We start from the raw sequence: 13,122 nt of genomic DNA on the forward strand, positions 1-13,122 counted from the left end.
ACCTCCGTCTCAATCCTTCACGGCCTCCACAGTTTCGATAGCTTTCTTGATCACTGGATCATTGGCGTTGATGGTTTCGTAGAAGCCTTCGGTGCGGTACAGTTGACGCGCCAGCATGGCTTTGAGGCGGGCCTTGATCTGGGTTTCGTCGTGTGTATTGAGGTGGTCGAGGCCCGGGATGCTGTCGGTTTTCGCGAAGGTTTTGTAGTCGTTGAACAGGGCCGGCGTTACCTGGAACTGTTTGGTGAAATCTTCAGCGTTCTTGTACGGTTTGAACTCGTCTTTGTGAGTGGTATAATATTGATAGGCGAAATTGCTGAAGGTATTTCGTGTGTACATGGCCGTTAGTGCCGGCGTGAAACGGGAAGTATCGAAGGGCACGAAGATATCCGGGGTGATACCGCCACCGCCGTATACGCGGCGGCCGGAATGGGTTTTATACGGCACGGTATCGGTGATACGGATGCTGTCTTTATTAACCAGTTCGCCATGGTTGTAGCGGTCCATGAGATCTTCATCATATGCCTCATGGCCTTTGCCATAGGGCTTTTGAATGCTTCTGTCGGAGGGGATATAGTAGCGGGCTACGGTGAGGCGCAGGGCGCCGCCGTTGCTGAGATCATACTGTTCCTGTACCAATCCTTTACCGAAGGTACGTCTGCCGATGATGGTGCCGCGGTCCCAGTCCTGGATGGCGCCGGCGAGGATTTCGCTGGCGGAGGCGGAGCCTTCATCGGTGAGGATGGCGAGGGCGCCTTTCTCGAACATGCCGGGGCGTTTGGTTTTATAGTCGGTGCGCGGATAATCTTTTCCTTTGGTATAGAGTATCAGTTTGGGTTCATCGAGCAGTTCATCGGCGATGCGGGTGGCGGCGTCGAGGAATCCGCCGGGGTTCTGGCGCACATCGATGATGAGTTTTTTCATGCCGGCGCGGGTGAGTTTGCGCATGGCGTTCATAAATTCATCGTAGGTGGTGGCGGAGAACTTGCTGATCTTGATATAGCCTACGCCCGGAGCGGCCATGTAGCTGGCATCGATGCTGTAGAGCGGTATCTTGTCTCTTTTGATGGTGACCTGTATTTGTTTCTGCTGGCGCAGCATGGTGGTTTTTACCAGTGATCCGGCGGGGCCGCGGAGCAGTTTGCGGATACGTTCCGGTGTGATGCTGTTGCCCGCAACGGTGCTGTCGTTCACTTTCAGGATCTTGTCGCCCGTTTGCACGCCGGCGATTTCGGAGGGGCCGCCACTCAGCACAGATACGACGTTCACCGTATCTGCCGTAATATTGAACTCTACGCCGATGCCTTCGAAATTGCCTTCCAGGTCTTCATTTACCTGTTGCAGTTGCGAAGGGGGAATGTAGATGGAGTGAGGGTCCAGGTGGGCGAGCAGTCCTTCGATCGCTTCCTGCTGTAGTTGGTCGGTATTGAGCGAATCAACATATTTGGCATTGATCAGGTCCATAATCTCCTGTAACGGACCACGGTTGGGCTTTGTAAAGAAGACAGTAGCGCCGCCGGTATTGGATCCGGGCATCTTATGCCCGAGGAACATGCCCAAGGCTAATACGACTGCAAATAAAAGAGGCAAAAAAACATTCAGCTTCCTGTTAGACATATTCAGATTATTATCCGCTAATTATTATGACCAATCTTTATCGCTTAAACTTCAAAGGTCCTATTTGTTTTTATGGAACCGTTTTGTTTAAATTGTGACAAAAATAGCATAAATCAGGAGCAAACCTTTACGATTCTTTAATTTGATAAAATAACGGACATGCCTGCAAAAATTAAGCTGATAGCTGATAGTGGATCTACGAAGGCCGATTGGGGCCTGCTTGGCGGAAGTGCGACCGGCGTTTTCCGGACACAGGGTATCAGTCCTTATTTTCAGTCGGCCGCTGATATACAAGACGTCTTTGAAAAGGAGTTGCTGCCGCAGCTGCCGGCAGGTATACATATCGATGAAGTGCATTTCTATGGCACCGGTCTCGCACAGCAGAAGAATGTGCAGCTGGTGGAAGGGGCCCTCAAAGCCCTATGGAAAGATGCTGACATAAGTGTGAACCATGACCTGATGGGCGCCGCCCGCGCCCTCTGTGGCCGTGAGGCGGGCATCGCCAGCATCCTCGGCACCGGTTCCAACTCCTGTTATTATGATGGGAAGGAGATCGTCAAGAACAACCCGGGGCTGGGATATGTACTAGGTGATGAAGGCAGCGGCGCCTATCTTGGCAGGAAGGTATTGCAATATTATCTGTATAATACTTTTGATGAAGAGCTGAAGATGCGCTTTGAACAAAAGTATCAGACCAATAAAGACGAAATACTGGAAAACGTGTACCGGAAGCCCTTGGCTAACCGCTACCTGGCCGGTTTTGCGATCTTCCTGGATGAGAACCGTGAACACTTCATGGTGGAGAATATCCTGGAAGATGGATTAAACGATTTCTTTTTTAACCATATTTATAAATACCGCGAGAGCTGGACCACTTCGCTGCACTTCACTGGCGGCGTGGCCTGGGCCTTCCAGGACATCCTGCGGGAGTTGTGCGAACTGTACGAACTGCCCATGGGACGCGTATTGCGCACCCCGATGGATGGCTTGCTGGTATTTCATAGTTAATCATTTTTCAACAGCGTAAACATGGCATTTGTTAAAGTAACTGAACAGACTTCTCACTACCGGCACCTGGAAAAAATGAGTGTGCAGGAATTGCTCACCAATATCAATAAAGAAGACCAATCGGTGCCGCTGGCGGTGGCCGGAGCCATTCCGCAGATCGAGAAGCTCGTAGCCGTTATCGCTGATAAAATGTTGGCCGGTGGCCGCCTCTTTTATATGGGAGCAGGCACCAGCGGCCGTTTGGGCATTGTAGACGCTTCTGAATGCCCGCCTACCTTTGGCGTGCCGCATGGCCTCGTGATCGGTATCATCGCCGGCGGCGATGCCGCCATCCGCAAGGCGGTGGAGTTTGCGGAAGATGACCGCGAACAGGGCTGGAAAGACCTGCAGGAATTCGGTATCACGGATAAAGACGTAGTGGTGGGCATCGCCGCCAGCGGTACCACGCCCTATGTGATCGGTGCGCTGGACAAATGCCGCAGCAACGGCATCATCACCGGCAGCATCAGTTGCAACCCGGATTCCCCGGTGTCTGCCTCCGCCGACTATCCCGTGGAAGTAGTGGTAGGCCCCGAGTTCATCACCGGCAGCACCCGCATGAAAAGCGGCACCGCGCAGAAACTTGTGCTCAACATGATCTCCACCTCCGTGATGATACAGCTGGGCAGGGTAGAAGATAATAAAATGGTGAACATGCAATTAAGCAATGAGAAACTGGTGGATCGCGGCGTGAAAATGCTGATGGAGAAACTCCAGCTCACCGACTATGAAGAAGCCCAACGCCTGCTGCTCAAAGCGGGCAGCGTAAAAAAGGCGGTTGACGATTTTGCAAAAGCCTGATGTAAACAAGATTATGCATGATATAGAGCCATATTACAATTGGCGGCATTTATACACGGCCGAAGACGATGAGCTATCGCCCTTCTATGGCCGTGAATACAGTGAATTTGAATATTCCAATACCGTATATAATTATTATGTGCATCCCCAATGGGATGAATTCGGATCGCGTAATCTCTATATAAAAATATTATATGCAGATTATCAGTTCAATTTTGCCATCATTGAATTGCTGGGAGAATGGAACGATGCGATCGATAATGATATTATGACACTCAAACGGGAGGTGATCGACGTGATGATCGCCGAGGGCATCACCAAATATATTTTAATTGCAGAGAATGTGATGAATTTCCATTCATCAGATGATTGTTATTATGAAGAATGGTGGGACGATATCCGGGATGAAGGGGGATGGATAGCCGCTCTCAACATGCCGGAGCAAACCCGCCAGGAGTTTGAGCGTGCACGGCTGAACAACTACATCACGCTGCTGGACGACGACCGCTGGCGAACATATCAGCCGCTTCATCTGTTTAACATGGTGGATAACATCATGTTACGGCGTCTGGAATAGGTTTTCCTGATAAATATCATTTGGTTTTAATTTTTCCTGCGTTAAATTTGCCCGACATTTCAAAACATCTTTTTATACTAGGAAGCTTAGATTTTTACTTATGAAGTGGTCACAGTTCTTTAATACCTCTATTGGTAAAAAGTTATTGGTAGGTGCTACCGGCTTGTTTCTCTGTAGTTTCGTGATCGTGCACCTGGCGGGTAACATCCAGCTGCTGTATAACGACCAGGGAAAGGCGTTTAACACTTATGCGGCATTTATGGGCCACAACAGCCTGATTCAGTTCATTGCATGGGGACTTAAAGTGGTGATCCTCCTCCACGCCTTTATCGCATTGCAGCTCACTTTCAGCAACAGGGCTGCCCGCCCCGTGAAATATGCGGTGAGCCCAGGCAACAAAACTTCTTCCTGGTTCAGCCGCCAGATGGCCATCATGGGAAGCATTCTCTTCATCTTCATCGTTATCCACCTCGCTAACTTCTGGGCCAAATTCCACTACACAGATATGCCCACTCAAACTTACGCCGGTGTTGAAGAGCCACTGAAAGATCTTTACAGGTTATCTTATGAAACATTCAAAAACGGCTGGCTGGTGGCCTTGTACGTGATCGGTATGATCGGCCTGTCTTTCCACCTGATCCACGGTTTCAAGAGCGCTTGCCAGACTTTCGGCCTGAATCATAAAAAATATAACGGGATCATCAATTTCATCGGCGTATGGATATTTGGTATAGCCATCCCCGTTGGTTTCGCCATTATTCCCGTGTTTATCTATTTTAAATAATTCTGTAAAGTAAGGATATATGTTGAATGCGAAAATTCCTGCCGGACCATTAGCCTCCAAATGGGAAGATTATAAAGGACATTGTAAACTGGTAAACCCTGCCAACAAACGTAACATCGAAGTGATCATCGTTGGTACGGGCCTGGCCGGCGCTTCAGCGGCAGCTTCATTGGGTGAGCTGGGTTATAAGGTTAAAGCCTTCTGCTTTCAGGATAGCCCGCGCCGTGCGCACAGTATTGCTGCCCAGGGTGGTATCAATGCGGCTAAAAACTATCAGAACGATGGCGACTCTGTATTCCGCCTGTTCTACGACACAGTAAAAGGTGGCGACTACCGCGCCCGCGAAGCCAACGTGCATCGCCTGGCAGAGGTAAGTGGCAACATCATAGACCAATGCGTGGCACAAGGTGTTCCCTTTGCCCGCGAATATGGCGGCCTGCTCAGCAACCGCTCTTTCGGTGGTACGCAGGTACAACGTACTTTCTACGCCGCCGGCCAAACCGGCCAGCAGCTGCTGCTCGGCGCCTACTCCGCACTGGAACGCCAGGTAGCTCTCGGTAACGTGAAAATGTACAGCCGCCATGAAATGCTCGACGTAGTGAAGATCGATGGTAAAGCACGCGGCATCATCGCCCGCGACCTCGTTACCGGCGAACTGGAACGCCACTTCGGCCACGCAGTGCTCATCTGCTCCGGTGGCTATGGTAACGTGTTCTTCCTCTCCACCAACGCTATGGGCTCTAACGTAACAGCAGCCTGGAAAGCCACCAAGAACGGTGCTTACTTCGCCAACCCCTGCTTTACACAGATCCACCCGACCTGTATCCCCGTATCCGGCGACCATCAGTCCAAACTGACCCTCATGTCAGAATCACTGCGTAACGACGGCCGTATCTGGGTGCCCAAGAAAAAAGACGATAACCGCAAAGCCAGCGATATCCCCGAAGAAGAAAGGGACTATTACCTGGAAAGAAGATACCCAGCATTCGGTAACCTCGTTCCCCGCGACGTGGCCTCCCGTGCAGCAAAAGAAAGATGCGATGCCGGCTATGGCGTAGGTACCTCCAAACAGGCGGTATACCTCGATTTCGCCGCAGCGATCGAACGTTACGGTAACATCGAAGCCGGTAAACGCCAGCTGACCAACCTCTCCAAAGAAGAGATCATCAAACTGGGTAAAGAAGTAGTAGCAGAGAAATACGGTAACCTCTTCGATATGTATGCGAAGATCACTGGTGAAAATCCTTACGAAACGCCAATGCGTATTTATCCTGCGGTACACTACACCATGGGCGGCCTGTGGGTGGACTATGAACTGCAAACCACCGTTCCCGGCCTGTACTCCCTTGGTGAAGCCAACTTCTCCGACCACGGCGCTAACCGCCTCGGCGCTTCCGCACTGATGCAGGGCCTCGCTGATGGCTACTTCGTGATCCCTTACACCATCGGTAACTACCTCGCTGATGAGATCCGTACCAAAGCAATTCCTACTGACCACCCTGCATTCGCAGAAGCAGAAAAGAAAGTACAGGATACCCTCAGCAAACTGATAAATATCAAAGGTTCCAAGTCTGTTGACTTCTTCCATAAAAAACTCGGCAAGATCATGTGGGACAAGTGCGGTATGGCACGTAACGAGCAAGGTCTGAAAGAGGCGATCGAAGAGATCAAAGCGCTGCGCGCCGAGTTCTGGAAAGATGTACGCATCCCGGGCGAACTGAAAGAGTTCAACCCCGAACTGGAAAAAGCCGGCCGTGTGGCGGACTTCCTCGAGCTGGGCGAACTGATGTGCATCGATGCGCTGAACCGCCGCGAATCCTGTGGTGGCCATTTCCGCGAAGAGTCGCAAACAGAAGACGGCGAAGCAAAACGCGACGACGAGAACTTCAGCTACGTAGCTGCCTGGGAATACAAAGGCGATGGCCAGTACGAACTCCACAAAGAACCGCTGGAATTTGTAGAATGTAAACCTACTCAACGTAGCTATAAATAATGGTTATTGGCTGATCACTGATGAACGGCCAGGATTATAAATCAAATAATTGTCCAAGCATATATGGAACATTATAACATGAACCTCACATTAAAAGTGTGGAGGCAGAAAAACAAAAACGATCAGGGTAGATTTGATACCATCCAGGCAAAAAACATCTCTTCCGAAATGTCTTTCCTGGAAATGTTCGACGTAGTGAATGAAGAACTGATCAACGAAGGAAAAGATCCGATCGCATTTGACCACGATTGCCGCGAAGGCATCTGTGGCATGTGCTCCATGCATATCAATGGCCGCGCACACGGCCCCTGGGATGGTACCACTACCTGCCAGCTGCACATGCGCGCTTTCAAAGACGGCGATACCATCACCGTAGAACCCTGGAGGGCAGGCGCTTTCCCGGTGTTGAAAGATCTTACTGTCGACAGAAGTGCTTTCGACCGTATCATCGAAGCGGGTGGCTATATCTCTGTAAATACCGGTAATGCGCAGGATGCCAATAACATCCCTGTAGATAAAGATAAAGCAGATGCCGCTTTTGCTGCTGCCGCCTGTATCGGTTGCGGCGCCTGCGTGGCAGCATGTAAGAACTCTTCTGCCATGCTCTTCGTTTCTGCGAAAGTATCACAGCTCGCGCTGTTGCCGCAAGGCCATCCTGAAAAGAAAACACGCGCACTCAACATGGTGGCACAGATGGATAAGGAAGGTTTCGGCAGCTGCACCAACACCGGCGCCTGCGAAGCGGAATGCCCGAAAGAAATCTCGCTCACCAATATCGCCCGCCTCAACAGGGAGTTTATTGCAGCAGGTTTCACCACCGAGAAATAAGGACTTAATGATGCAATATAAAAGCCTCTTCCTGCCATAATGGGAAGAGGCTTTTGCATAAATGGAAGAATTAGTATTAAAGAGAACGCCGGCATTTTGTGCCGGCGTTTTCTTTTAATGTTGCTGGATCCTCGCCATCAACTCGCGCCAGTCGTAAATATGAAAGGTACGGTCGGTGCTCATGGCTACAAAGATACCTTGCGGATACTTCGGGCCGAGGTTCACATTGGTAACATCAGAACCATCGCTGTTGATGGCCGCCACCGGAATGCGGGTGATCAGCGTATGCTGATGCGGCGCGCCCTTGCTGCCTTCGCGGGCATATACGTTAAACGCGTTGGCATCCTGGTCGGATACGAGGATGTAACCGGTGCTGTCGCCGGTTTTATAAATGCTGATGCCTTCGTTGTCCGCTTTGTACTGGCCCTGACCAAACAATGCCAGTTCGCTGTCGCCGCGTGCAGGATCAGCGTAATATTTGCGCACACCGGTTTGCTCATCTGAATAGTAGATATACCCCAGTTCATTATCTACTGCGATACTTTCTATCTCTTTCTTGCCACTGTAATTACCAAATTTTCGTACAACCGTTCCAGTTATATATCCTTTATCTCCATTCAACTGGTATTGCCACAGATAACCTTTGGCAGGCCCGCTTTTACGGCTTACCACCGCGAAGATGGCCGAATCTGAAGAACGGGTATACATGCTGATGCCCATGGGCCGCCGCTCTGCTTCGCCGGCAAATACTTCGATACCGCCATTGTCAACAGGCGTCATATCCGGCAGGCGATAGATACGCAATTTGTTGGTTTCACGCTCGGTGGTAACGGCAACGTCTATACGTTGTGAACCGAGTGGCAGGCCATAGGCGATATCCACATTGTTAGGGCGTTTCAGGCCGGCCACTTTTTTTACCACCTTGCCGTTGAGGTCGTACACATACAGGGCGCCGTCGCTGTTTTTGTCGGTGCCTACGATCAGGCTTTTGGAGCTATCGGCCTTGTTGATCCATATGGCAGGATCATCGGTATCATACTGTGTAGCCTCCGTGATCACGGCAGGTTGCAGCGCATCAGTGGCCGCTTTGGCGATGGCCTTTTTGTGCGAGCCTTTGCAAGAGAGCAGCACTGCGGCTGCTCCCAGTAAATACATGTATTTCATATCAGTGTTGGTTACCGCTGCCATCTACCTGGTAGGCGCCAAGGTCTTTACCAGGCGCCATTACATCGGCGGCATATTCGCCGGTGAGGGTAGTGGTGCGTAAGGGTGAAAAAGTAATATTGCCTTTTCCCGCTGCCGGCGAACTGGCCTTGATGCGGTAATTAGAAGTACCTTGCTGCAACAGCGCCAGTGGCTGCTGCTTCCAGGTGGTAGCATTGGCCTTGGTAGTGCCTCCTAGTGTGGTATAGTCAAACTGGTTCACATCGTAAGCATAAAACAGGGGATCGTTCTGTTTCACATCGCCATGTATATCGCTTGCTTGAAAAGTAGCGTTGGAAGCGGCATCCGTAGCATAGAACTGATTGACGAGCGTATAGGCGTTACCGTAGAAAAGATTGTTACCATAGGCGAGGTTTGCAAGATCCGCACCAGTGGCGCCCCCTACGATACGCAGGCTCACACGGCAATTGATGAACAGGTTATTGAATGCCTTGCCTTTACCGAGCGCTTCAAAGTTGATACCGCCACCGCGGCCTTCCTTGGTTTGGCGGAAGCCACAGTTCACCATCGTGTTATTATACACGTAGATATTGGTTTGAATGGTTTTATCGCCGGTATTGGCCACTTTGAAAGCATTGGTAGCAGTGCCGGTAGCGAAGTTGTAAGCTACATCGCCCACGGTGCCTGATTTAATATTGAGCGCCTCACCGCCTTTCTCGCCGCACATCTCGAAGGTGTTACGCATCACGCTGATCTTGCCGCCGTCAATGCGGATGGCATCATCTTTACTGCCGGTGATCCAGCTATCTTCCAGAATAAAATTCTTGTCTACATTGGCGAAATAGATCATATAGCGCGGATCGCCTGCTTTGTAAACATCATTGCCTACTGCAACCGGGCCGCCGGCAAATTCTACGTGCGTCCATTTTAATACGAGATCGCCACCGGATTTGCCTTGCACCGGCGTGCACTGGATACCGCCCCAGATGCCTTTGAAAGCATTGGCAGGTTTGCGCAGCGAATCAGTAACGGTGATATAATTAGGCGCCTCTTTGGTGCCTAAACTGATGAAACTCCCGTTCACCGTGATCTGCGGGCTCTTGAGCTGACTGCTGCCATCACCGAGCGCGATGAGCTTTACACCGCTTTGCATCACCAGCGTGTCTCCATCATTGATCGTGATATCCGTCGCAAAGTAATAAGTTTTGCCTGCGAGTAAAGTGCCTTGTATACTGCCCGACAAGGTATCTGACGTGATCGGTTTGCTTGGCTTCACTACTGGTTTGGAGATGAGCACTTCCGCATCTTTATGACAGGAAGAAAGCATGATACCGCTGCAAATAGCTGCTATGATGTGTTTGTTGAATTGCATACATAATGGTTTTAAATCTTGAAACGAAGGCCCAGCAGGTAAGTCTGGCCATAGGTGCTTTTACGTACAAGGATGTTCTTACCTGTTTCCTGATGCGGCACGCCGGCTTTGTTGTCATCATTTTTATGTTTGATGAACAGCTCGTAAGGTGTGTTCAGCAGGTTGCCCACCTTGGCGTAAAGAGAAAGATTTTTCCAGATCTTTTGTTGCAGGGAGAGATCGAGTTGTACGAAGGATTTTTGCCAGATATCATTATCGAGATAAGGAGATACCTTGTCGATACGCTCACCCGTATACACCATCGCCAATTGCGCGTCTGTACCGCTTTTGGTGTCTTTATACAGCAAAGAGAAGTTGGCGACGTGACGGGATTGTCCTTGCAATGGCCTGGTTTGACTAACGGTCTTCTGTGTAACATTACCATCTTCCTGACGGAACCATAGCGCTTTATTGCTGCTGATAGATGAATTGGTATAAGTATAGTTGGCACGCACGCCAAATTTGCGGATGTATTTCGCAACATCTACTTCCAGGCCATAGTTGGTAGCAGTACCAAAGTTGTTGCTCATGAAATAAATATTGCGGCCTTCCTGTACCAGCGCGGCTTCTATCGGATTCTGAATACGTTTGTAGAAAATGCCTGCAAGCAATTGATCCAGTCCTTTCGGGAAAAATTCATAACGCAGATCGAAGTTGTCGGAAGTGGCGCGTTTCAAGTTAGGATTACCTTTTTCAGTATAATCTGCTTCGGGATCGCCGCCGATATGTGGTATCACTTCATAAAACCCTGGCCGGCTGATCGCGGAGTAATACGACAAACGGATGTTCTGACGTTGATCAGGAGAATATTTGAGATGCAGGCTGGGCATTACATCGTAATATTTGATGCTGCCGGTTTTGCCTGCTACCAGCTCGCTCACATCGGAGCGCCATGATTCGGAGGTATGCTCTACACGCACGCCAGCAAGGGTTTGCAGGCGGCCGGTGCTGAACTTCACCTGTGCATAATAAGCGCCTACCTTTTCTGTGAAATGATAGTTCAGCGCATTATCAAAAGTGCCCAGCCTGGTGAACACACTGAGCGTATGTTTATCGATATCATTGAAGAACTGCTGTGTGGTAGAGTCTGGACGTAATGCATATTCATCGTAATTACTGCGGCGTTGTTTATCGCGGTACATACCGCCTGCGGAGATCTCTGTTTTAATGCCCGCGATCCTGGGAGAATAGATAAAGTTGAGATAAGCACTTTTATCTTCATCCTTGTTGCGCGCCCATTCGTGCGTAACGCCATTGAGGGCATCGAGTAATACAGGTTCTTGTTGCAGACTGTTGTCTTTCTGTTTGGTAACGCCGGTGGTGAGTTTTAATTCAGTGCGGTCAGGGAGATTGGCGGTAGCGCTGGACCATACGGCCGACCAGTTCATATGCAGATGCCTGGCCAGTTTATGATCGCCATGTAAGGTGATATTGGCAATTTCGTTCACGGTGCGTTCGCTGCGGTATTGGTTGCTGATCCTGCCGCTGCCAGGGCCGGTACGGCCCAGTTCCAGGCTGGTATCTGAACTGAAACGGAAGAGATTTTGTCCGAGGTTCATGTAAGCGGCATACAAGGATATTTGTTGATCATCATTAAATTGATAATCTGCTTTACCATGTAATCCAAGTCTTTGTTGCTGGATAGCATATTGCCTGCTTTCTGCCGCGGTGAATGCAGGTTGGTTGGTGGTGCGGTCTACTTCTGTAGAGAGGAACAGGCCTTCATTATAGCGGTAGGTGTTCTGATAGCTGATACCCGCGATGCCGCCCAGTTTTTTATTACGGCTGCGGCCTCCGAGGCTCAGGCCGAAAACGCTGGACAGTGGCGCTTTGCCGGTAGTATAGTGCAAGGGATTGTTCGGGAAGTCTTTGATATTTGCTTCGTAGCTGTTTCCGTTGCTAATGCGCGGAGATAATTTTGAAGAAGCGCTGCGGTCGAAACGGGGATAGTCATTATTGAAAAGCGTTTGTGCGTAACCGATAGCTGCGTTGGCATTCAATACAAAACGGTTGGGAGCGTCTTTCATCACCATATTGGTGGCGCCGCCGATGGCATCGGCTTCCATGGCGGGCGTCAGCGTTTTATATACTTCGAGGCGGTCTACCAGGTCGGCTGGAAAGATGTCCAGCGGTACGTAACGGTTTTTGTTATCCGGGCTGGGGATCTTCACACCATTGATCAGCGTGTATTGATAACGTTTATCCATACCGCGGATGATGGCGTATTGTCCATCTCCATTATTACTTCTCTCCAAAGATACGCCCGATACGCGTTGCATCACGTTCGCGATGGTGATGTCGGGAGAAAGCTGGATGGCATTGGCAGAAACGGTGTTCAGCAATTGGTCTGCTTTCTGGATACTTTTGAGGGCGGCCTGTTCATTGCCTTTATCGCCCTTTCCTTTCACCGTATGGGTTTGCAGGGATACGTCCCTGGTATCCATCGCCAGTTGAAGCGTGAGCAATTGCCCTTTGTTGCAGTGAACATGTTGTTCAATTTCGTGATGCCCCATGTCTTTTACTTTCAGTTCGTAATCGCCTTCCGGGATGTTCTTGAACAGGAAGCTGCCATCGAGGCCGGTGGTGCCGGCGCTGGCGTACTGTGCGCCTTTCAGCTTCACGGTAGCGCCCACGAGCGGCTCGCCGCTTTGCTTGTCTGTGATGATCCCTTTGAAGCCGGTGACAGTTTGTGCTACAGTACTGCCGGCTGTTAGCAGGAACAGCAGGGTTAAAGTTCGTCTCATATAGGTTGTTATTTGAGAGCGAAATAAGCTCGCTTCCCGCAGTATCCGGGTATGAGACCAGTTAAGGAATTATGAAAGAATTATGAAGTTTATATTAAGATTTTTTCAGAGAGATGAATACCGTTCATACGATGTTATTCTTTATTCCGGCAGATT

General features: G+C 50.0%; 10 protein-coding genes. 6 read left to right on the forward strand and 4 right to left on the reverse strand.

Going from position 1 to position 13,122, the window contains the following annotated elements; translation table 11 throughout:
* Positions 1 to 9: 9 nt before the first annotated feature.
* The gene (locus FPG75_RS11180) at positions 10 to 1,617 is read right to left on the reverse strand and encodes a S41 family peptidase (RefSeq protein ID WP_236652772.1); all 1,608 of its coding nucleotides are present in this window, start codon (positions 1,615 to 1,617) and stop codon (positions 10 to 12) included.
* Between the two features lie 159 nt (positions 1,618 to 1,776).
* On the opposite strand from FPG75_RS11180, the gene FPG75_RS11185 reads away from it, so the two are divergent.
* From FPG75_RS11185 to FPG75_RS11210, 6 genes are all read left to right on the forward strand, one after another.
* Entirely contained in the window at positions 1,777 to 2,625 is an 849-nt protein-coding gene (locus FPG75_RS11185; RefSeq protein ID WP_143306940.1) for an N-acetylglucosamine kinase, read from the forward strand.
* A gap of 21 nt (positions 2,626 to 2,646) precedes the next feature.
* Positions 2,647 to 3,465 carry an N-acetylmuramic acid 6-phosphate etherase gene (murQ, locus tag FPG75_RS11190; RefSeq protein WP_143306941.1) on the forward strand — a complete coding sequence of 273 codons (819 nt, stop codon included), beginning with the start codon at positions 2,647 to 2,649 and terminating at the stop codon, positions 3,463 to 3,465.
* Positions 3,466 to 3,478: 13 nt separating this feature from the next.
* Complete coding sequence (locus tag FPG75_RS11195; RefSeq protein ID WP_143306942.1) at positions 3,479 to 4,042, forward strand: hypothetical protein; 564 nt, start codon at positions 3,479 to 3,481, stop codon at positions 4,040 to 4,042.
* 100 nt (positions 4,043 to 4,142) lie between these two features.
* Positions 4,143 to 4,826, forward strand: coding sequence for a succinate dehydrogenase cytochrome b subunit (locus FPG75_RS11200; RefSeq protein WP_143306943.1), 684 nt, complete (start codon positions 4,143 to 4,145; stop codon positions 4,824 to 4,826).
* Between the two features lie 19 nt (positions 4,827 to 4,845).
* Positions 4,846 to 6,819 (forward strand): fumarate reductase/succinate dehydrogenase flavoprotein subunit, encoded by a 1,974-nt coding sequence (locus FPG75_RS11205; protein WP_143306944.1) that lies wholly within the window; start codon positions 4,846 to 4,848, stop codon positions 6,817 to 6,819.
* Between the two features lie 63 nt (positions 6,820 to 6,882).
* Positions 6,883 to 7,647 (forward strand): succinate dehydrogenase/fumarate reductase iron-sulfur subunit, encoded by a 765-nt coding sequence (locus tag FPG75_RS11210; protein WP_143306945.1) that lies wholly within the window; start codon positions 6,883 to 6,885, stop codon positions 7,645 to 7,647.
* A gap of 114 nt (positions 7,648 to 7,761) precedes the next feature.
* Here the strand turns inward: FPG75_RS11210 and FPG75_RS11215 are convergent, their stop codons facing one another.
* From FPG75_RS11215 to FPG75_RS11225, 3 genes are read right to left on the reverse strand one after another with little or no spacing between them, the layout of a single operon-like run.
* Complete coding sequence (locus FPG75_RS11215; RefSeq protein ID WP_143306946.1) at positions 7,762 to 8,811, reverse strand: phytase; 1,050 nt, start codon at positions 8,809 to 8,811, stop codon at positions 7,762 to 7,764.
* Position 8,812: 1 nt separating this feature from the next.
* A complete protein-coding gene (locus FPG75_RS11220; protein WP_143306947.1) occupies positions 8,813 to 10,183 on the reverse strand; it encodes a hypothetical protein in 1,371 nt (456 codons plus the stop codon).
* An 11-nt stretch (positions 10,184 to 10,194) separates the two neighbouring features.
* A complete protein-coding gene (locus FPG75_RS11225) occupies positions 10,195 to 12,966 on the reverse strand; it encodes a TonB-dependent receptor (protein WP_143306948.1) in 2,772 nt (923 codons plus the stop codon).
* Positions 12,967 to 13,122 lie beyond the last annotated feature (156 nt).

Source organism: Chitinophaga vietnamensis, from assembly GCF_902167635.1.
GTDB classification, from domain to species: domain Bacteria; phylum Bacteroidota; class Bacteroidia; order Chitinophagales; family Chitinophagaceae; genus Chitinophaga; species Chitinophaga vietnamensis.